Genomic DNA, 20,166 nt, shown 5'->3' on the forward strand with positions numbered 1-20,166 from the left:
TTAGGAGGAGAGTTTAATTTTCATTGAAATTAACGTTTAAAGTAATTTGTAATTCCTGTCACCAAACCACCTACCAATTTCTTTTGGTAAGAAGGTGTGATTAATTTTTGATGCTCTGCCCAGTTATCTAAGAATCCTAATTCAACTAATGTTGCTGGTACATTTGTTGTACGAGTCACATGTAAGTTTTGTTTACGTATTCCTTGATCCACTGCACCTGTCGCATCCACTAAAGCATCTTGGATCGCTTGTGACAAGTTTTTACCTGCATTGATACGCGTCCAATTATCTGTTTTCAGCGTTGGCCAACCCGGCTCAGAAATGTCTGGATGATGATATAGTGTCACAATCCCATTTACACGCCCTTGGTAAGAAGCTGGCATCGCATTATGGTGAATACTTACGTAAATATCAGGCATCACTTCGTTTGGATGATCATCACGATCATGCAGTTTGACTTCTTTATCAGTTGTACGTGTTTCATAGACCAGATAGCCTAATTCACGTAAACGCTCTGCTAATTGACGTGTAATATTCAAGTTTAAATCTTTCTCAGCCACACCGTAATTGTAAGTTCCGGTTTCGCTCCCACCATGTCCAGCGTCTAAATAGACAACTTTTTTATTCGCTGGCACTTCAACCGCAGCATCCGCATTGACGTAACCAACGGTTTTACCGTTTTGAGAAACTTCTAAGAATTTAACACCCTTCTCATCAGTAAATTCACTCACAACTTTAAACCGTTGGCCAAAATATTTAATTGAATCAGACGCTACTGCAGACTCTAATTGTGATCCCACATAGAAAGCTAAGTCTGGCTTGTTAATTTTCACGTCAAATGTCGTTTCCGTTGTATCGCCTTCATCGACTACAGGAGGCGTTGTTGGAATTTCTGGTTTAGGCTCTGGTTTAGGAGCTGGTACTTGACTAGGATCTGTTACGACAAACACATCACCTGAATAAATATAATTAGATGTTAGTTTATTCCAAGCTTTCAACTGATCAATCGTAATGCCATTGTTATTGGCGATTAACCATAGTGAATCCCCAGGACGAACGGTATACGTCTTAGCTGGTGTTTCTGGTTCTGGTTTTGGTTCTGGTTTCGGTTCTGGTTTTGATTCTGGTTTCGGTTCTGGTTTCGGTTCTGGTTTCGGTTCTGGCGCCTTGCTAGGATCCGTTACCACAAAAACATCTCCTGAATAAATATAGTTAGATGTTAGTTTATTCCAAGCTTTCAACTGATCAATCGTAATGCCATTGTTATTGGCAATTAACCACAATGAATCTCCAGGGCGGACAGTGTATGTCTTCGTTGGAGTCGTCGGTGTTGGGTTTGGAGTTGGCGTTTCAGGTTTCGGTATTTCTGGTTTTGGATCTGGAGTTGGCGTTGGTTTAACTGGCGCCTTACTTGGATCTGTTACGTAGAATACATCCCCTGAATAAATATAGTTAGACGTTAAATTGTTCCATGCTTTTAATTGCTCGATGGACACGTTGTTTTGCGTTGCTATTTTGTATAGATAGTCGCCTGGGCGAACTGTATACGTCTTAGCTTTGGGTGTTTCCGTTACCGGCGGCGTCACTGGGTCTGGCGTCGGTTCTGGTTTCGGCGTCTCTGGCTTCGGATTCTCTGGCTTCGGTGTGACCGTTGCTGGATTCGTAACCGTTAATTTGTCACCTGAATAAATATAATTAGACGTCAAATTGTTCCATGATTTTAATTGATCGACCGTAATATTATTGTCAGTCGCAATTTTATATAAATAATCACCTGGACGCACAGTATACGTTTTGCCTGTTGTTGGCGCTGGTGTAGTAGTTTCTGGTGTTGGCTTTGTTTCTGGTTTCGGCTCAGGAGTTGGTGTTGTTGGTGTGTCAACTACTGTTCCTGGATTTGATACAACTAATTGATCTCCAATAAAAATCATATCTCCTGAAAGATTATTCCACGAACGTAATTGCGCTACTGTAATGCCATGTGCATTAGCAATTTTCCATAAAGTATCTCCGTAAGCAACCGTATGTGCTCCTGCCGCTACACGAGTGTTTGCAAATACTGCAGGTGCTTCAGTTGCCATAGCTACGGCTTCTGCTTCTGCTTCAACTTCTGTTTCGTCTGTGACTAATGTTTCGTCCGCACTAATTACATCTGAAATTAATTCATCTACGACATTGTCTACTAACTCTGATTCTTCATCTGTTAATGAAGCAATCGCTTCTTCTGGTGCATCGTTTGTTGAAACCTCATCGGAAATAACAGCTGAATCATCTGTTATTTCTTCCGCTTGAGCAACTGGTGTCACTAGGCTTAAAGCAAACGCAGAAACTAGCAAAGATGATGACAATACAACCCATCGGCCTTTTGATTTATGCATAATTTTTCTTTCCAATGTCTGAGCTCCTAACTTAATTAGAATATATAAATGACTACGTTACAATTTTACCATGAATCCCCTAACAATTTCTATCTTGAATGTTACAAGAATCTAACAATTTATTCAAACAACAGACACGCTAGTGTCAAAACGATGACTTTATGAGACGAAAAATTCAAAAACATTTGACTACCTCAGATATATTAATATTCAAACTGTGATAGGGGAAGTGATTTGTTGATTTAGTTAGTTGAGTTATTGCTAGAACACTTGCTTGGTAAGCTTTCTATGTATTTCCCTACAGTTCTTGACTTGCCAAATCCAGCTACTTTTATCAAAAAAAGGACGTGTCATCTCTTGTCACGCGTTTTCAGTGCTTGCAAAAGACGTGGCGGAAGATGACACGACGACTTATAGAGAGTTCTAACGCTTTCTGCAGATATTTCGACCAAATAATAGACTTTCTGCTTCAAATCCAGCTACTTTTATCAAAAAAAGGACGTGTCATCTCTTGTCACGCGTTTTCAGTGCTTGCAAAAGACGTGGCGGAAGATGACACGACGACTTATAGAGAGTTATGATTAACTCCCATAATAATAGCAACCTCCAGCTAATTAAGTCTATAAACTAGCGATAGAATCAATTAGCTGGAGAGTTTACCTCACGATCAAATCAGCACATCCTAGTAAGCCTTACCATGTCTAGAACCTCAAAAAAAGACGCCATACTTTTCAGTCGGCGCCTTGAATATATTGGTTAATCATTTCCACGACGTTTACGATAAGCTACTATAAGTGAAGCCACTCCCGCTAAAAGCGCTAAGCTTCCTAAGCCATAAATCAAGAGATTACTGGTTTCTCCTGTGTTTGGCAACTGTGGCTGATTAGTTAATTTACGGTAAACATAGGTGACTGTATTTTTCGTTTCATCTTTGTCAACGATGCCTTTTTCCTGACCAACAATTGAATCTAACGTGTAACCTTCAATCGCTACACGTGTTGAGCCATAAGTTGTGCCTATTTCACGGGCATTTATTTGTGAAGGTAATAGAAGATTACCTTCTGTGTCAACGAAATGCACGATGACACGGGCATGTGTCGCTACAGGCGCCTCAGTCTCAGTAACAGTAATTGGCACAGCGACTGTGTCCATTGATCCATCAGCGTATGTAATCATCACATTCGTAAAACTAGCCGCTGCAACGGTATCAAAGATGGTATCATCTTCCCAAGTATACTGGGCATCATTGGGTAATTCGTCGATATTTTCAATCGCATGTTTCGCCATCGGTACAATGTCTTTTTTGGTCGTTATCAGTGCCACCGGACGCGGTGTGTATAGTGACGCATCAGATTCTGGTGTTAACTCGTCCACAATTGTCACAACCACTGCTAACTCGTCGATTGATTTGTCAGGATAAGTCACTAAGACAAATGTTTCCACCGCTTCACCCAACTGCTTAAAGATACTGTCATCTTGCCAAGTAAATTGAGTATTCGTAGGTAACTCGTCAAGGTTAGCAATCGCATCAATCGCTAACGGTACAATACCGAGTTCAGTCGTAATTGCTTGAGTTGTCGGTGTATAACGTTCTGCTTCTGTTTCTTCTTCTGCCGGTTCTCTAACGCTCACCAAGACTGGCAACATATCACTTGAACCATCGCCGTAAGTGACAATCACATTCTCGTAAACTTCCGTTTTTACTTCGCTAAAGACGACCTCATCTTGCCAAGTCACGACAGCATCTGTCGGTAAATTTTCAAGATTAACAAGCGCATCGCCCGGCACGGGGACAACAGCTAAGTCTGTGATTAGATGGTCAATTGCAACGGGTGTGTATAAATCTGCTTCTGTTTCTTCTTCCTCCGCCTCAACTGTCACTAACAAAGACATCTCATCATAAGAGGTATCTGGGTAAATAATCTTGAGTGTTGCCGTTAGATGCTCTCCTGCTGTATCAAAGACAGATGGGTCTGCCCATTCATAGACGGTGCCTGCTGGCAACACCACAAGATTTATAATATATTGGGAAGCTTCTGGTACCTCACCTGCCGCTGTGACTATTAACTCGGTCGTTGCGATTGGTTCGTTTAAAGCCGCATCATTCAATTCTTCAACCACTTTAATATCTACTTCAAGCAATTCTTCGGTTGCATCCTCATAAGTCACCACAACCGTTGCCACCTCTAAATCCGCTACTGTATTGAAAACGGACGCGTCTTGCCATTCGAAAGTCGCTGGATAATCCCCCGCGTCTTTAATGGCTGTATTGGCTTCTGGCACTACATTCACTTGAGCGATTAATAGTTCTACTACTTCGGGTTCAAAGGTTTCTGCATGTGTCTCTTGTGCAACAACTGTCACATTACCTAGCACTAACACCACTGACAAGAAAACAGTTAATAGTTTCTGCTTCACTGCTTTCATTTTGAAGACCTCCTTTATTTAAAGAACTCGATTCTTTCTCACCCTTATTATACCATTTCTTGAAAACGCATACACAGAACTTTTGATGAATAAAACTAGAAGAATGTATGACCATAACAAAATAGCTCCCCGCAGTGAGTTGCGAAGAGCTATTTGAACTGGCTTTTAATGGTTTGCGAATGCTTCGTTTAGGCGGTACCAATACGTTGGCATGCCCGCGTAGCTTGTATAACCTTCGATAGGAGTCGTCGAAATGCCATTATCACTGTAGTTCGCATGGATAATACTACTGTTGTTGAGGGCAAGACCCGTATGGCCGCCTGCACCTAGTGAACTACCTTTGTAACCTGCGACAAATAAATCGCCTGCTTGAACTTCGTCACGGCTAATTGGCGTCAACAGACTGCCTTCAAGCGCGTAAAGAGATTCAGTTGTCCCTGGCCAAGTACCATCGTCAAGGTAACCACCGGCCATCAAGGCGTAGAAAACGGCACTTGAGCAGTCGTAACTATCTGGCCCCATACGGTTCGTCATTGAGTAAGTCACTTGACCTTCTCTTTCCTGGAACCAGTCAATCACTGCTTGCTTATTAGCTGAATCGACCGCTTCAGTATCATTTGCTTCTTTATCCTTAGTGTCTTGCGGTGTGTCTGGCGACTGGTTACCGCTAGCGTTTGGATTTGACACGATAATTTGATCGCGTGGATGAATCACAGAGCTTGTAGTTAAGTTATTCCACTCAGACAGTTGGCTAAGCGAGACGCCATACTGACGGGCAATCGCGTATAAATAGTCACCTCGTCCAACGGTATGTGTTTGTTGCGCTGCTTGTGTTGGCGTGTCAGACGGTATACTAGTATCAGTTTCCTTTGGCGCCTGGTCGCCAGCGTTTGATGTTGCGTTTGGATTCGACACTATTAAGTGTTGATTCGAATGGATTAAATTACCTGACAAGTTGTTCCACTCTCTTAAGTCGTCGAGTGAGACATTATGCCGTTGAGCAATTGACCACAAGGTGTCTCCACGTGAAATCGTGTAAGACGTTGTTTGTGGAGTATTTGCTGGCGTATTGTCTCCTTCAGCTTGTGGTTGATTGGGTGACGTGTTCGCGGCGGGCCTGTTAGAAGTCGTGTCGCTAGTTGCTTGGTTCCCTGCATTCTGTTGACGTTTCTCATCACTCGTGCTTGTCGCATTATTTGGATTTGAAACAATTAAAGAGGCGTTAGCAATAATCATGTCACTCGACAGGTTATTCCAGTCTTTTAGTTGTGTAACTGTCACTTGATGACGGCGTGCCAATGACCACAAGGTATCGCCACGGTTAATTGTATAACTTGGTTTGTCATTAGTAGCGCTCGTCGTAGCCAGCGTTTGAAGTCTATCGGATGCTTGAGTCGTCACTTTTTGGCTAGACGTCGTACTGGTTGGATTGGGATTGCTTGATTCTTGTTTAGGCAAGGTCGTCACTGAATTTTCTGTTGAGTCAGATGACACAGGCTGTGTTGGTTCGCTTTCGGCTGGTAATGACTTAGGCTCACTTTCTTCAGTTGCTTGAGATTGCTCTTGCGGATAAATATCTGATGAATCTTCAGTTTCTGACGAGCTTTCAGTGTTTATCGGGTTTTCTATGTTAGTTGGCTCTTCTATGTTAGTTGGCTCTTGCGCAACTTCTTCCGGATAAGTGTCTTCTTCTGATTCTATTTCTACGTTAGAAGGATCTTCTTCAGTTGCGTTATCCTCTTCCTCTGTGATTTCATCTGCAAACAGTTCCCCTGTCGTTTCTTCTTCAGTCAAATTAGCTTCAGGCAATTCAATCGTTTCAGCTTCTTCATTTATAACAAGGTCTTCTTCTAGATCTGTTTCACTGTCTTCACTCGGAAGTTCTGATGTTTCAACTTCTTCAGATGACTCCGTTTCATCTAATTCGTCAGCATCTTCTGCTTCTACTTCGTCAATAACAACAGGTTCTTCTACTTCTGGTGTAGCCACTGACTCTTCAACTTCAAACTCAACAATTGCTGTGTCGATTTCTGTATTTTCGATTGACTCTGCAATCGGTGTTTCCGCTTCATGTTCTTCTCCTGAGTCGTCGTAGGACTCTTCAGTCATTACCGTTTCAGGTGTGGTTTCAATAACTTCTGCTTCTACTGCTACTGCTACTGGCTCCGAAACTATTTCGATTTCGTCTAATACTACTGACTCTTCGCTAGGCGTTTCAACTAGTAAATCGACAGCTGAATCTGCTTCAATTTCAGTGAATGGTTCGTCTCCAACGGGAGCAGTTTCTTCGATTTCCACAACTTCTTCCACGACATTTGCAGAACCTGTGGCAGCAGATTCATCATTAACAACTTCTTTAATAATTTCTTCAGTGACAACTGCTTCAACTACAGTGGCTTCAGTTGGTTCAACCACTTCGGCTACTTCCGCGATTGTTTCTTCTATAAGAGAAGTCACTTCTTCTGACGCAGGCTCTGTATAAACCTCCGCCTCAACGACTTCCTCGCTTAGCGCTGATTGTTCGACAGTCCAACCTTCTTCAGGGATATATGCAACGTCTTCTTGTGCCGCAGCAATCGTTTGAGACGACGCTCCCACCATCATTGACGCAATCAAGGATGTCGATATCGTGATCCACTGTCCCTTGCGTTTATGCATCTTTTTTCTTTCCATTCCGCACACTCCTTTTGGCTGAATTAATACTGAATCCATCCTAACAAATGATTGTTTTAATTTGACGACTTCTAATTACAACGCGCTTACAAGCATGTCGCAAGCCAGTATCACAACATATTTGCATCTAGTTACATTCTATAAAGCACGTCCTATCAACCTTTTCAAACAGATAGAAACTAACTATCTGCTTCGCCTTAAAAAAAACTTAATTTCTATTTTACATAAACAAGTAAATTGTCTATTCAATAAATAAACAAACATAACCATCAGCTAGCCTTATCGTTAGTAATTGATGACAATGGCTTCTATAATTACAATCCCATTTCGACACAATAGCGCTCAAAGCCACTAAACCGAAAGATAAATATGGTGAGCTTGGATACTTGCTAATATAAGTAGATATATTGGTGGTTAAAGAACATTGAACGTAAGAAAACACCTCCCCCTGTCGACTACTCTAAAACTAGCCAGAGTGAAAGCAAAGACGTACTCATCCCACTCTATCCGACTGTCTCCACTGCTACTATACTTATTGGCTTGGCTTGGCTTCTTATCCACTTGTGCTGAACGGCTATCCTTTGCTGAGGAAGGGCTCGTCCAATATTCGGCTTCATCCAAGCTTCCAATCAGAACAAGCTTTCGGTCCTAACTTATTCTCGCTACTGTTCCCGCTCTTACTCATTCCCTCCATAAAAATCAGCGGTGTCCTTCACAAGCGTTCAGGATAATTTAAAAAGAACCGAATCTTTTTTTATCCAGCCGCCAAACGCAGTGAACACATCGCCTCTTTTGGATTTTTTTAATAGAGAAAACCCCTTAGCTAGATGCTTCTCAACTTCTTATCCAACAAAAAAAAGCCCCTCAGAGATCATTCCCCAAGGAGCCCATTTACTGTTATTCTCTTAATCAGCTGACCTAGCTAAATCACAGGCGGCCAAGAAGCCACTCTGTCGCTTACTCGTTATCTAGATCGAATAAAGGCGTTGTGATTGTCTCAACATAACGCGCCGCATGCTTAGCTGCATAAAGACCATAAGTATCCTTCTCAAAAGCGTCTGCCGCAATAATTTGCTCCATTGCCGTCTCCACCGTTTCGCGGTCTAAATTCTCGCGAGGATTGTTCAAACGTAAGGTACGACTTTTACCTTCAGCCGACTTAAATTCCATTTGTAATATTTTGTCCATTTAATTAACCTCCAACTTTCGCGTAATTCGTGCGTTCAACAACCACGATATCTCCCGTAGGATAGGCCGATATATTACTAATCGCCTCATGAATCATAGCCAATGTCTCCTCATTAACCCCCGCTTTTAAATTTGCGAATGACTGTTTCAACACCTTATCCGACCCGTCATTGAACTGAATCTCCAACGACGCTTTTTCAAATTGTCCTTGCATTGTGTAACCCCCTTTGTTTTTGTAAGCAGCTTACACACATATAAACGCAAAGAAAAGTAAATGTGTCCCCACATTCCCTCAATAAGGCAAAAAAATTATCAACGTCAACACAATCTGGTAAACTAAAAGTTCAATAAAAAAACGAGGTGTCATCATGCAAAACAAAACGCACAACTATACAATCGACAAATTTAAATTCATTGCGGCAATCGCTGTCGTCTTAATACACGTCACAGCCTTTTTAGAAACTGAAGACCTAGCCACTTTTGCCAATTATTACTGGTACCGCCACTTACTCAATTTCGCAGTCCCATTCTTTTTCGCAACCACCGGCTACTTAATCGCCCAACAAACAGAAACAGTCCGTTACGTCAGAAACCAACTGACTAAAACACTGGTGATGTACAGCGTCTTCACCTTATTCTACATCGTGATCGACGGACTCATCTTTATTCCAGCCAGCCTAACCCTAGACAATACACTCGCACAAGCGCTTGGCCAATATCTGAATACACTCACATTGACCAAATTCTTAAACGGCCAAATTGGTCACTATCATCTCTGGTACTTGTGGGCCTTGTTCCTTGCCAGCTTAATACTCTATCATTTACTAAAACGCGGCTTAAACGCCACACAAATACTCATGGCGGCCAGCGTTTTATACCTAGTCGCTCTCTACATCATTTCTAAAAATGCGCACGCAGACTTACTTGCCAACGGCGGCTTCCCTAAAGCACTTATCAGTCTAAGTGCGGGCTATTATATCAGCCAACGCAACATTACACTCAAAAGCGGCCTCGTCATCAGCAGCCTACTGATGTTAGCCTACCAAAGACTCAGCCTATCCAACATCCAATGTTTCGCCGGAGAAACCCTACTAATCCTAGCCATCGCCGCCTTGATGACATACATCAACCAAACACCCGGACGTCAAACACCACTCGCCAAACTTGCTAGCTACTCAATGGAAATCTATCTCTTCCACCCGATCTTACTGACAATATATTCATACACAACCAACGTCCAACCACAACTCGAAATCGAACACATCGGACTTAGAATCACACTACTCACGACCGTCACAATCGCCGCATCTGTCACACTCTACCCCAGCTTCAAACGCTACTACATCGACCCCACTGAAAAACACCTCGATCCAATCCTAGATACACTCATCACAACACTCACACAGGAAAAATAAGCAACCAACCATGCGAGCATAAGAGACCCGACGGTCTCTTCCACCTGCCCAAAAGTCGCTCCCATGCCTAACAGCCTCCAATGAAAGCATCCATTACATCCCTTCTAACCTCCTCTTTACCATAAAAAAATTGTTTATAAAACAACAAGAAGCACTAGCTATGTAAACGCTTTTATGTTATTCTATTCTCATAAATAAATAATTCACAAGTGTGTTTATCCATATAAAGCGAGCATGGTTTTGGAAGGAGACCGATGAATGGACAAATCCTTAAAGTATTATCATACCGGATTAGATAAAAAAATTGATTGCCGTTTGGCATCTCTGATATTATCACCGGACGCCCCACATTACGACGATTTACTTTTACAGTTAATTAAAAGCTCACATTTTCTCCCCAAGAAAGTGAGTGAGTCTTTTAATCCACTTTATATTATTGATATCAGTTGCAAACATCCCATACTTAGAAGTTTGACGATTGATTACCACGGAGATACTTGGGTTTCTTGTCAAACATCCGATTGGGTTGCCGAAGCCGTCTTTAGCCACCTTGGCTTTAAATACCGCTTCTGGTCAGAATTTTTACGTACCATCAACAAGAGTCCACGTACCACCTATCCATACGTGAACGGCAATATTATCTATCTCAGGTTTTGCCAAGCTAAACAATCCAATTGGCTGAATGTATCTAAATGCACTCACATCGACACCCCCACCTTATCCATCAATGACTCAGCACCCAAACAGGATTTCTTTCACTTTACCTTTAATTTCAGTGATGACTCCATGCGCAAATGTATGATATCACTCAAGCAACCGACCACCAAACTCATCAAGCAATTGGAATATGCTAATCATCTCTGCTGTCAGTGGGTCTATTATTTTACGACCTCACTGCCACAGTTACATTTGAATTTCCATGTGAATTTTGACAGTTTCCAAAACCGACAAGTATTTCCCAATAGCCAATTTACCAATTCTAGTCTTTACCTTATCAGCCCGCGACAGATTAAAGATTTCATAGCTTACAGCTGCGTTTGTGAACATTTGAACAAATCGCCCGGTCACTCTCAATCCAAAGAGCTCAACGAACTTTATACCCAGAAAGGCATCGACTCCCTCACACTCCGTAATGCCCTAGCCAATTATGGTCAATAAAAAAACACCTAGCTAAAAAATTGGCTAGGTGTTTTTATTTACAGTCTTTGCTCGTTCAACCAAGCAAAAATAGTTTCAAATTCTTCAACACCATCGGTGTCATCTATTACCTTATAAGAACCACCTAAAGTATCGTTTGATGGCTCATAACGGTTATCTTGTCGAATTTTGGTAGGGTTTTGAACCCCACGCACTTGGTTATTAAATAAATAAATCCATGATAAGTGACCATTGTACTTCTCATCCACTTCATCCAAACCAACCACCGTTTCAAAATATGAAAACCAAACATTTTGCGCGCCCTGCTTCAGGATGCGGCGATAAGTCGGTTCTACCGTTAAAAAAGGAACCACGGTACGGTCATTTGCGGCATGCACAAACCAAATCGCTTCGTCAGCCAACTGACGAATTCGATCTTCAGTCAGACACAATGCTTCGCTAGCCTTGTAACGAATGTTACCGAAGCTGTCAGTTGTTGTTTCATAAGAGCCATTTTTATCGCGTTCAAAACCATAAAATGAATAAGCCTCACACACTGGATAAGCTGCCGCAAAAGTTTGCGGGTATTCCAACAACATATTGACCGTCATATAGCCGCCATTCGAACAACCGCCTAAATAAATCCGGTGGCTATCGATATTGTCATTGCTGTCAACATAGTGACGAATCGTATCCATCAAAATTTCCGTATAACGAGATTTTCCGGCACCAGGACCGGTTCGATTCTCACCTTCATCCATCCAAAATGTCGGTGTCTGTACAACTAAGACATGCGCACCTGAGCGCAGTCCATTCTGAAATTGGTCCTGAATTTCTGGTTTTGCTAAAGCCGTTGTCTCGTTACCTAATAAGGCAATTTCAACATCCGTCCCACCTTCACCAGCGCCATGAAGCCAGACAATTAAAGGAAGTAAATCGACCGGTTTCAAATTCTCGGGTTCATAGGCGGCGTAAGTCAAGCGTTGTTGCTCAAGTTGCTTAGTCGTTGGGTTAATATATTCACCACTGAAGGAATTGCGAATCTTAAATAAATCTGTATCTGGCGAAACGCGATTTTCAATGGCATTCACCCGAATTTCACCCTTGAGCGACTGATAATTATTAGCCGCCGTAAAAATTAAATCCGTAATACTGACGATATAAGTCGGAGCCCAGTTAAAAAAGCCTGTTTCTGTATCTAACTGAAACGGCAGGGCTTTATTGCCTGGCGCTTTGGTCAGATACTGCGTTGAAAGTTCTAGAGTAACATAGCGACTATCCTGATCTGCTCCAAGTTTTTGTCCCTTTGAATCTGAAGGATAAGCTGCTAGAATTGTTCGCTCCACATCGTTCGTTTTAACGAGTGCTTGTTCATAATCTACAGCCAAAACAAGTTGTGTCGTATTTAAAATTAAACGTGACACCGCCGGTCCCCATTCATATCCATTTATATAAAGTGTTACACCTTGGATAATACTCTCATTTGCAACGATTGTACCTCCACCTCCATCTGTTCTATACCCACTAGTATAATGAAAATCTGAGTAAATGTCATATATATAAGCCCTCTTTTATGGGATTGTTAATCGCCAAAAGGTCTAGACTCATTATTTTTTTGAGGAGACTCTTTTTTAAACAAGCTAACTTGTAAAAAGGCATCTGCAGTTTTGCGTCCTATTCTGCCTAGGAAATGGTCCGGTGATTTCAATAGGCGACTTTTAAGGGCTTAATTTTGGACTAATTCGATCGGTAAGCCGTCGGGATCTTTGAAAAAAGTGTAGAAAGCGCCTGTTAATTCATCCTGGCGAATGGCCTCTACGTCCACGCCGCGAGCTGATAGCTCAGCAACGGTGGCTTCAATATCGTTTACTGTAAAGGCTAGATGTCGCAGGCCAAGTGCCTCCGGACCATCCAAGCGAGTAGGTGCATTGGGAAAGGAAAAGAGTTCGATAAGGTAATCTCCGTTTAAAGCTAAGTCAATTTTCCAAGAATCTCGAGCCTCGCGGTAAGTTTCAGCAATGATTTCAAAGCCTAGCATTTGCGTATAAAAGTGTTTGGATACCGTGATATCCGACGCAATGATTGCGATATGATGAATCTTTTCAAACATCAACTAGATCTCTCCTAACCGCGTGCTAATTTCTTACGAATATAACTTGATGTAAACTCTACAATTAAAATCAACACAATCAGGCCAAGAAGTAAGGCACCTACCTCACTCCAACGATAAGAACTCATCGCGAAAATTAAAGGCGCACCGATACCACCGGCACCTACTAAACCTAAGGTCGTTGCGTCTCGTAAGTTCATATCGAAACGGAAAATTAAGGTAGATAGTAGGCTAGACCATAATTGCGGCAAAATTCCAAAGCGAACTTTCTCAAAAGTAGTACAGCCCATCGCATCTAAAGCTTCTAGAATGGACGTATCAATATCATCAATTGTTTCACTAAATAATTTAGTTAACATGCCAATTGAAGTTACTGATAAAGTCATTAGACCTGCGAAGGGTCCGGGTCCTGTTACACGGATGAACATCAAACCGTAGACGAATGCAGGAATCGTTCGAATCATAATCACGACTAAACGAGTGATTACAACGACTGGAAATGGCATCACCTTAGACGATGCTAGGAAACTCAACGGGAATGAGAAAACTGCCCCCACTAATGTTCCAAGAAAAGCAATCGCCATTGTTTCAAGCAACAAGTAGCCGACGGACTGTTTCGTGAAGTTAAATAATAATTCGGTTGACGGTGATAAAATCCCGCGGAAAATATTCCCGGCAATTTCAAGTCCGTTCTTTGTGATGTTTACACTTCCGACAGTTGTCGCTGACCATGATAATAAGCCCACTACTAATAATGTCCAAAGGATGCGTGACGTACGGTTCGTTTCTTTTCGTTCATACATTTCATTAATTTTATCTATCATTTACGCCACCCCCTAAGTCAGTTTCTTGCGCAGATAGCGGCTGATTGTTTCAATCACGGCTACTGCTACAAAGAGCGTCAAGAGAATCATACCTACTCGGTCATATTGACGCCAAGCGATATTCTCATTCAAGATAATACCTAAACCACCGGCACCAACATAACCTAGGATTGCGGCGTGGCGAACATTTCCTTCAAAAGTATATAAAGTAACTGATAGGAAACTCGGTAAAACTTGCGGTTGAATCGCACCCATGAAACTGTAAAGGCGGTTAGCACCCATTGATTCCATGGCCTCATAAGGCGACATGTCAACTGTTTCGATTTGCTCGTAAAGTTGCTTGCCGATGAATGAGAAGGTGAATAATGCGATGGCTAATGTTCCAGCAAATGTTCCTAAACCAAAAATATAAGTTAAAATTAAAGCTGACACTAACGTTGGTAGCGTTCGAATGACACTTAATAATAGCTTAACAACACCTGACAAGACTTTATTACGAGTTAGGTTGATAGAGGCCAACATTGCGGTTGGAATCGCTAATAAAGCGCCGATCACTGTTCCTAGAATGGACATTTTAATCGTGTCCATCAAGGGGCCAATCACTGAATCAAAGAATGTCCAGCGTGGTGGAATCATTGCGATTAAAATAGTGAAAAATTCGTGCCCACGTTTGGCTAGGGTTGAAAATTTGAAACCTGTTAATTCAACTGAATAGTAGACCGCGATCAATACCAAAAGAATAATGAATGGTGTAATCGAACGTTGCTTGTAAACTTGTTTACCATTTGGTAAAGTAATTTCTTTAGGTGGTAAGATGCGGTTACGCAGCGTTTTCTTTAATGGTTCCACTAAATTTCACCTACCATCTCTTCGATTGGATCTGGTTTTTGTCCTTTATAGATTTGGTCCAAGACGCTTTCTGTTACATCTTTAGATGGGCCATCGTAAACGATCTGACCGTCACGAATACCCACAATGCGGTCACAATAATCTAATGCTAATTCAACGTGGTGAATGTTGATTAGAATACTGATGTTGTCAGCTTGATTAATCTTTTTGAAGTCATTCATAACGACTGCTGCAGTGACAGGGTCTAATGATGCAACTGGCTCATCAGCTAAAATAATTGATGGGCTTTGGGCTAAGGTACGGGCTAAGGCTACACGTTGTTGTTGCCCACCTGATAGTTGGTCAACGCGTGTGTAAGCTTTGTCTAAAATGCCGACACGCTCAAGGGCAGCTAATGCTGTTAACTCTTCTTCTTTTGTAAAGTATCCTAAAAGAACTCGCCAGAATGGTAATTCTGGTACAAAAGCATTCAGTACGTTTCTTGCGACTTTCGCACGTGTTACCAAGTTGAAACCTTGGAAAATCATACCGACTTGACGACGAAACTGTCTTAGTGACTTTCCTTTCAATTGAGTGACATCAATGCCATTCACTTTTAAATCTCCTTCAGTCGTATCAATCATCTTGTTGATTGTACGGATTAAGGTTGATTTTCCAGCTCCTGACAAACCGATAATACCAACGAATTCGCCTTGCTCAATCGTCAAATCAATATTATTCAGTCCTAATACTCCGTTGTCATAGCGCTTGGAAACGCCTTTTAATTCAATCATGGACATCCTCTTTCTTCCTGTTTTTAGGCCAAGGCCAGACGGCTCCTTTTGCGGCTCCTTCTTCCAGAACCACTGGCTTACCATTCCTCATGCGACCAGTAAACATTCTACCATGACAAAGCGACAATTGCATTCAAAATATGAGAAAAAATCCGTCTTCGTCAAGCTTGGTGGAGTGCTTATTTTTATATGAAAAAGGGCATCTAACTTTTCAGTAGATGCCGCTTGTTTGGTATTTGTGTACGGGTGTGGAGTGTGGCTTTAGTTTGTACCTTCTAATAGGATTTTTTGTGCTTCACGTTCAGTATCGTAGTCTTCTGAAGTTGCTTCTTGGTAGCCTTCGTGGCTATAGATAGCGATGACTGCTTTACCTTCTTCTGTTTCAGCAATGTTTAAGAATGCTTGTTGGATCGCTTCTTTTAATTCGTCTGTCATAACTTCTGCATTTTTAGAAACAGAGACTGTATCGTTATAAATGTTTGGTGTAACACCGATAACATTTGTTTCTTCCCAGATGCTTGCTTCGCGGCCCATTTCTGTTTCCCATTGTTCTTCATAGTCACGGCGTAAGTCTGCAAAGCCAACCACTATGTCAACTTGTTCTGATGCTAGACGCGCGATTGATGATGCGTATGATTCAGATTGAACAGCTTGTGCTAAGTCTGATACTCCTTTGTCAAATTGTTCGTTCAACCAGATAGTTGGGTAGATGTAGCCAGATGATGATGAAGATGACATTACTGCCCAGTTTGCTGAGTTAAAGTCATCCCATGTTAATTCTTCGCCTGCATTAATTTTCGCTGCTAATTCTTGGCCTTTTTCAGATGGTCCAGCAATCACAAGTGATTTATAGTAAGTCACTTGGTCTTCTGACGTTTCAGTTGCTTGGCCGTCGTTCCAGTCTGCTGGGTTTTCTGAGTCTTTTGCTAAACCAGCACGTGTTGATGTTAATAATACTTCAACATCGTCACTAAATAATACAAATGTTCCACCAGGGATTAAGCCGATTTCTGCTGTTCCAGCTGACATTGCTTCCCCTACTGCTTCATAGCTTGTTCCTACTGTAATTTCAATTTCACCTACATTGAAGCCTAATGTTGCTAATTCGTCGATTAATAATTGCTTCAACGGTTCAGTTGTAGTGATAATATCTTCAGGGTCACGTGATGGTACGAATGCCACTGTTAATTTATCAATTTCCTCTTGTGCTGAAACTTGAGCTGCTGGCGCGAGTACTCCGGCTGCTAACAATGCGATTAAACTAAAAACTGCTAAAAACTTTTTCAAATTTTTTCTCCTCCAAAATATCTTTCGATATAGTCTTGTTTACTGCAAGCACTATCATACCATCTGTTTGTAAATAAATTGTAAACTTTGAGTAAATTTCCTTATCCTTTGTAAAAGTTAAGTAAATTTTCTGTGAGTGAACCTTTTATCTTGGGTCAATGGTTGGACATTACTTCGACAACTTTGTCATTGTCTGTTGCAACAGTGTGTACAAAAAAACCGCGAACTTCCTATACTCCTAACGCCTCCTCACTCTTATACCTTCCACAAATACCAAGGCTTTTCGTCTTAATTCTAGCATGTTTCTTTTTAGATTGAAATAAAAAACTAGATTTAAAAGTAAATGATGAGTGAAGGTTTGTGTTTGTGGTGAATTGGTCAAGATCTCTCCCCCTTTCAAGGTCAGCCGGCCTCTCCTCATCAGAAATACATAGGGGAGTTCGCGACGATTAAATTTAGAACCAGCGGCTTTAAATAGTCGTGACGAAATGCAATGAGTAACTCTTTATTTATTCTGAGTGTTACCGTTTGTGGATTAGAAATCGATTTTTGTTAGTGGTTAGATATTAGAGTATAGCTTATTGTGTTTGGTGACATGGACGGTTATTCTAGTCAACTATCTAAAAATATAAGAAAGACAGAATAACTTGATAAGTGGAATTTGACGAGTGATTTCTGCGGAGTGAATGATTTTGAATAGAAGCTTCCTATTACCGTGCCCTTTCAGAAATTGAGTGGACACGGTTTTTTCTCGAATGGGATCATTAAAACCTACTACGCGAGTCATTCGAGCTGAGGTCTTTCTTGAGTACGATAAATCTTTAGAAAAGTGTCAACCAAGACTAAAGCTGTGATGGTTCAGCTGGGATTGCCGCAAGAGACTTGTTCAGCATACTTGCACCAAAGGTCGAACTATGCTGAGTTCGCCTGCCTGATTCTTTAATTTTAATTGTTAGTCCTAACCAAATAGGACCCTGCCAGTTTTGGGCGAGGTCCTGATTTATTGGTTGCTTATTTTATCTTATTGAGCATGTTGGAGAATAGGCCGATGAGCTTGCCATTGAATAAGGCACTGACAATTGAGCCGTAGCCGAAGGTTGCACCGAGTAAGATGCCTCCGATAATGAAGGATAAGTCCATTATGGTGCGGATTTTGGTGGCGGCGATGCCTGTGCGGCTTGTTAGAATCAGCATGGTGGCTTCGATGGTGCCTAGGCCAAGCATGGCGTTCATGTACAGTGCGATTCCGAATGAGAAGATGAGCGTGCCTAAAAGAACGACTAGTATGGTTGGTAATTCGCTTAATGCTTGCATTGGTTCCATCAGCATGTTGGAGAAGATGCCGGTAAAGATGCCGTTGATAAAGCTTCCGATGCCGATGTGACGGCGTTCAACGATAAATACGATGACCAAGACAACTGCGTTAAAGATACTAATCATGGTGCCGAGTGTGACTGGGATATGTTTGGTGACGCCGTCGAGGAAGGTGCTTAGTGGGTCCACTCCTTGTCCTGACAGGATAAATAGATTGACACCTATTGCCATCATCAATGTGCCTAAGATGACCACCAGTGTTTTTAGTGAGAATTGTTTCACTCTTTTCTTACCTTCTTTCAGATTCGTATGATTTTATGTTAGCTTGGCTTTGGGTTGTCTTTTTTTATTGGGCTACTTTGCCTCTCAACTCGATATTATAGCATAGGCATTAACAAATGGTTAGTAAAAATCCCGTTAGAATAGTTGGAATACGTTGAGTTTTGCTGGCTCTGGTTTGGGAGTTATTTCGAAAATGGTGTTGTCATGCGGTGGCTTTTGCCAACTTTTATATTTTCTTACCGAAGGACTGCGCAATGCCTAAAGATAAAGCTGATACTCACTGCCTTCTAAGCGAATATCAACAACAGCTTGTCTCCTTTATTTAACGCGTCGAGGCTCTCTTTCACTTTGAAACATCGTCGGCTTCTGGCTGGATGAGGGCTGCTTCTTGTAAATTTAAGAGCCACAACAGAACTTCTTTCTTCTCAAAACATCGCCCCTCCAACTAGCTGCTCACCGATTCCCCATACAAACAAACGAGCGGTGGCTTCCCCTATTAGACAGGTTAGCGCCACCGCTCGTTTTCATTTAATTTTAACTAGCTAGACATTCTACGCTTTCAATAAGCCCATCACGCTTTGAAGTTGATAGACAGCACCGAGCATGCCGGCGTCGTTGGTTAACTTAGCTGGCTTGATCCCTGCAATCGTCTTACCCATTAAAAAGGCCACACTGTCATGACGTCGCTGAACCTTCTCAAAAGCAAGCGTCAACTCTTGAATAAACGTGTCGTTGGCACTGATGCCGCCACCGATGATGACGACTTCGGGATCAAAGAAACTCACCAAATTCAATAGACCAATCGAGATATTTTCATAGAAGCGGTCCAACACACCGCGGGCAATCGCATCGCCATTTGAGGCGCGCGCCATAATTTCACGAGCATCCATCGTCACTTCAACATCCCGCACTCCAGAAGAAAGTAAGGCTTCATTATAAGCAGTACAGATGCCACTAATCACTGTCGACGTAAAATTCAAAGAATGAGGCTCGATCCCGGCAGTAGGATCTTCTGGCAAACTTTGCGTGACCATATAGCCAAACTCACCGGCCATGCCATGAGCCCCGCTGTAAAGCTGATTGTTGATGACGATCCCGCCACCCATACCCGTGCCTAATACGACACAAATATAATTCGCCACACCAACTGCGTTCCCTAACCAATGCTCAGCAATCGCTACCGCATTACCATCATTAATCAAGTTAACCGGCAAATTGATGCGCGCTTCAAGCACTTCCTTCAAATTCACGCCATACATCGGCTTAATAGCCCCTGCTGTCAACATCAAACCGTTGGCCTTAATCGTACCAGGTGCGCTGATGCCTACACCCAAAATTTCCTTGCGCGTGTTGGCTTTATAAGCGTTAACGAGGCCTTCTAAGTCTGCCAATAAATCCTCTTGCGCATGACGAGTCGGCATAATGCCCTTCGACACAATCCTTCCATCTGCTGCCACCAGGCCATACTTAATATTTGTGCCACCAATATCAATCCCAATAAACATTTGA

15 protein-coding genes are annotated in these 20,166 nt (G+C 42.0%); 2 read left to right on the top strand and 13 right to left on the bottom strand.

The genetic code is table 11. The features are described from left to right. Positions 1-29 precede the first annotated feature (29 nt). The 5 genes from ACTQ45_RS05665 to ACTQ45_RS05685 form a co-directional block, all read right to left on the bottom strand. Positions 30-2,393 (bottom strand): LysM peptidoglycan-binding domain-containing protein, encoded by a 2,364-nt coding sequence (locus tag ACTQ45_RS05665; protein WP_441763178.1) that lies wholly within the window; start codon positions 2,391-2,393, stop codon positions 30-32. Between the two features lie 741 nt (positions 2,394-3,134). After that, positions 3,135-4,805, bottom strand: a complete 1,671-nt coding sequence (locus ACTQ45_RS05670) for a Rib/alpha-like domain-containing protein (RefSeq protein ID WP_441763179.1) — start codon at positions 4,803-4,805, stop codon at positions 3,135-3,137. Between the two features lie 165 nt (positions 4,806-4,970). Then, the gene (locus ACTQ45_RS05675; protein ID WP_441763180.1) at positions 4,971-7,478 is read right to left on the bottom strand and encodes a peptidoglycan amidohydrolase family protein; all 2,508 of its coding nucleotides are present in this window, start codon (positions 7,476-7,478) and stop codon (positions 4,971-4,973) included. Positions 7,479-8,435: 957 nt separating this feature from the next. After that, a complete protein-coding gene (locus tag ACTQ45_RS05680) occupies positions 8,436-8,666 on the bottom strand; it encodes a DUF2922 domain-containing protein (protein WP_441753484.1) in 231 nt (76 codons plus the stop codon). A 4-nt stretch (positions 8,667-8,670) separates the two neighbouring features. Next, positions 8,671-8,880 carry a DUF1659 domain-containing protein gene (locus ACTQ45_RS05685; RefSeq protein WP_441753486.1) on the bottom strand — a complete coding sequence of 70 codons (210 nt, stop codon included), beginning with the start codon at positions 8,878-8,880 and terminating at the stop codon, positions 8,671-8,673. Positions 8,881-9,034: 154 nt separating this feature from the next. Between ACTQ45_RS05685 and ACTQ45_RS05690 the strand changes: the two genes are divergently transcribed. Together ACTQ45_RS05690 and ACTQ45_RS05695 are read left to right on the top strand one after the other, a co-directional pair. Next, the gene (locus tag ACTQ45_RS05690) at positions 9,035-10,081 is read left to right on the top strand and encodes an acyltransferase family protein (RefSeq protein ID WP_441763181.1); all 1,047 of its coding nucleotides are present in this window, start codon (positions 9,035-9,037) and stop codon (positions 10,079-10,081) included. Between the two features lie 258 nt (positions 10,082-10,339). After that, positions 10,340-11,239: a hypothetical protein gene (locus ACTQ45_RS05695; protein ID WP_441763182.1), complete on the top strand. Its 900-nt coding sequence runs from the start codon at positions 10,340-10,342 to the stop codon at positions 11,237-11,239. Positions 11,240-11,277: 38 nt separating this feature from the next. Here the strand turns inward: ACTQ45_RS05695 and ACTQ45_RS05700 are convergent, their stop codons facing one another. From ACTQ45_RS05700 to ACTQ45_RS05735, 8 genes are all read right to left on the bottom strand, one after another. Continuing rightward, the gene (locus ACTQ45_RS05700) at positions 11,278-12,777 is read right to left on the bottom strand and encodes a prolyl oligopeptidase family serine peptidase (RefSeq protein WP_441763262.1); all 1,500 of its coding nucleotides are present in this window, start codon (positions 12,775-12,777) and stop codon (positions 11,278-11,280) included. 167 nt (positions 12,778-12,944) lie between these two features. Beyond that, a complete protein-coding gene (gloA2, locus tag ACTQ45_RS05705) occupies positions 12,945-13,328 on the bottom strand; it encodes an SMU1112c/YaeR family gloxylase I-like metalloprotein (protein WP_441763263.1) in 384 nt (127 codons plus the stop codon). Between the two features lie 14 nt (positions 13,329-13,342). Then, the gene (phnE, locus tag ACTQ45_RS05710) at positions 13,343-14,152 is read right to left on the bottom strand and encodes a phosphonate ABC transporter, permease protein PhnE (RefSeq protein ID WP_441753492.1); all 810 of its coding nucleotides are present in this window, start codon (positions 14,150-14,152) and stop codon (positions 13,343-13,345) included. Positions 14,153-14,164: 12 nt separating this feature from the next. Then, a complete protein-coding gene (gene phnE, locus ACTQ45_RS05715) occupies positions 14,165-15,001 on the bottom strand; it encodes a phosphonate ABC transporter, permease protein PhnE (protein ID WP_441763183.1) in 837 nt (278 codons plus the stop codon). Beyond that, positions 15,001-15,774: a phosphonate ABC transporter ATP-binding protein gene (gene phnC, locus ACTQ45_RS05720; RefSeq protein WP_441753496.1), complete on the bottom strand. Its 774-nt coding sequence runs from the start codon at positions 15,772-15,774 to the stop codon at positions 15,001-15,003. Before phnC ends, phnE (ACTQ45_RS05715) begins: the two co-directional genes overlap by 1 nt. A gap of 261 nt (positions 15,775-16,035) precedes the next feature. Then, positions 16,036-17,061, bottom strand: a complete 1,026-nt coding sequence (locus ACTQ45_RS05725) for a phosphate/phosphite/phosphonate ABC transporter substrate-binding protein (protein ID WP_441753498.1) — start codon at positions 17,059-17,061, stop codon at positions 16,036-16,038. A gap of 1,011 nt (positions 17,062-18,072) precedes the next feature. After that, positions 18,073-18,657: a YczE/YyaS/YitT family protein gene (locus ACTQ45_RS05730; protein WP_441753499.1), complete on the bottom strand. Its 585-nt coding sequence runs from the start codon at positions 18,655-18,657 to the stop codon at positions 18,073-18,075. A 551-nt stretch (positions 18,658-19,208) separates the two neighbouring features. Further along, positions 19,209-20,162 (bottom strand): ROK family protein, encoded by a 954-nt coding sequence (locus tag ACTQ45_RS05735; RefSeq protein WP_441763184.1) that lies wholly within the window; start codon positions 20,160-20,162, stop codon positions 19,209-19,211. Between the last annotated feature and the right edge of the window lie 4 nt (positions 20,163-20,166).

The sequence above is a fragment of the Fundicoccus sp. Sow4_D5 genome, assembly GCF_052116365.1.
Classification (GTDB): domain Bacteria; phylum Bacillota; class Bacilli; order Lactobacillales; family Aerococcaceae; genus Fundicoccus.